The organism is Mycobacterium sp. (assembly GCF_050701675.1).
Lineage (GTDB): Bacteria > Actinomycetota > Actinomycetes > Mycobacteriales > Mycobacteriaceae > Mycobacterium.
This window is the reverse complement of the sequence record NZ_JBOGDD010000132.1, coordinates 1-1,720: the sequence shown is the minus strand read 5'-3', so window position 1 is coordinate 1,720 and position 1,720 is coordinate 1. Positions and strand designations below refer to the sequence as shown.

The following is a 1,720-nucleotide window of genomic DNA, read 5'->3' as shown; positions in this document are numbered from 1 at the left end:
TGTCGACACCGATGATCATGGTGCCCTTGCCCTTTGACGAGGTCGCGGCCCCCTTGGCGATCTGCTCGAAAACGTCGGCGAGCTGGTCGCCGAGGAAGATCGAGATGATCGCGGGCGGCGCCTCGTTGGCACCGAGGCGGTGGTCGTTGGTGGCCGAGGCCACCGATGCGCGCAGCAGCCCACCGAACTTGTGCACGGCGCGGATGACGGCGGCACAGAACACCAGGAACTGAGCGTTCTCGTGAGGCGTGTCGCCAGGGACCAGAAGGCTGCCCAGATCGGCGTTGCCCAGCGAGAAGTTGACGTGCTTCCCCGAACCGTTGACACCGGCGAAGGGCTTCTCGTGGAACAGGCATTCCATGCCGTGCTTCTTGGCGATGGTCTTGAACGTCGTCATCAACAGCTGCTGATGGTCGGCGGCGATGTTGGCCCGCTCGAACATCGGGGCGATCTCGAACTGGCCCGGCGCGACCTCGTTGTGCCGGGTCTTGGCCGGGATGCCCAGCTTGAACAGCTCACGCTCGGTGTCCATCATGAAGCCGAGCACGCGCTCCGGGATGGCGCCGAAGTAGTGGTCGTCGAATTCCTGACCCTTGGGCGGCTTGTGGCCGAACAGCGTCCGTCCCGAGTTGAGCAGGTCGGGGCGGGCCACGAAGAAGTGGCGGTCGATCAGGAAGTACTCCTGCTCGGCACCGCAGAACGAGACGACGTGGTTGGGCTTGGCGTGCCCGAACAGCTTCAGGATGCGCTCGGCGTGGGTGCCCATCGCTTGTTGCGAACGCAGCAGCGGCGTCTTGTGATCAAGCGCTTCACCCGTCATCGAGACGAAGACGGTCGGGATGCACAGCGTGTTCCCGTTGGGGTTCTCCAGCACGTAAGCCGGGCTGGTGACATCCCAGCCGGTGTAGCCACGGGCCTCGAAGGTGTTGCGCAGGCCGCCGCTGGGGAAGCTGGAGGCGTCGGGCTCACCCTGAATCAGGGTCTTGCCTGCGAACTCGGCCAGCGTCGAGCCGTCGGAGACCGGCTCCAAGAAGCTGTCGTGCTTCTCCGCGGTGAGGTTGGTCAGCGGGTAGAAGACGTGCGCGTAGTGGGTCGCACCCTTCTCCAGCGCCCAGTCCTTCATGGCGGAGGCGACCGCGTCGGCGACCGACTGGTCGAGCTTCGCGCCATGTTCGATGGTCGCCATGACCGACTTGAAGATGTTCTTGGGAAGCCGCTGCTGCATGACGGACTTGCTGAAGACGTTGGATCCGAAGATCTCGCCAGGTGCTTCGCCCGGATCGAAGCTCGCTGTCGGCGGCACGTAACCCTCGACATTGTTGATCGCCTGCAAACGGGTGGCGTTTCCGCTCAATTGAGTTCCTATCGCTGCGGGGCGTCCGCTCTGTGTTCGCGGACCTCGACCGGCCCACACTAGGAACGCCAGGTTCCAGGACTGTTACGTGCGCGTCACCGCCACGATGCGGCTGCGGAACGGGTACTCAGGACGACTGAATCGGCGCAAAACGGTGCAAAAATCGTCGACTTCCGACACTTCAGCAACTTCGGGCACTTCCACCCCGACCAGCCGGTCGAGGCCGGTTCGAGTGCACAGGCCTAGATTGGAAACATGGGAATCCGGCGTCGAATGACTGGTCGTGACGTCACGCACGACATCGCGGTGAAGTACGACGAGCACGACGTCGTCACGACCGGCGCGGAGCACGAGGCCGCCGGGGTG

The 1,720-nt window shown here is 64.0% G+C and carries 1 protein-coding gene; it reads right to left on the bottom strand.

Annotated elements, in window-relative coordinates; all coding sequences use genetic code 11:
* Nucleotides 1–1,354, bottom strand: a 1,354-nt coding sequence (locus tag ACRDUX_RS03985) for a glutamine synthetase III domain-containing protein (protein WP_526411240.1), incomplete at its 3' end; no start/stop codon positions are given.
* Nucleotides 1,355–1,720 lie beyond the last annotated feature (366 nt).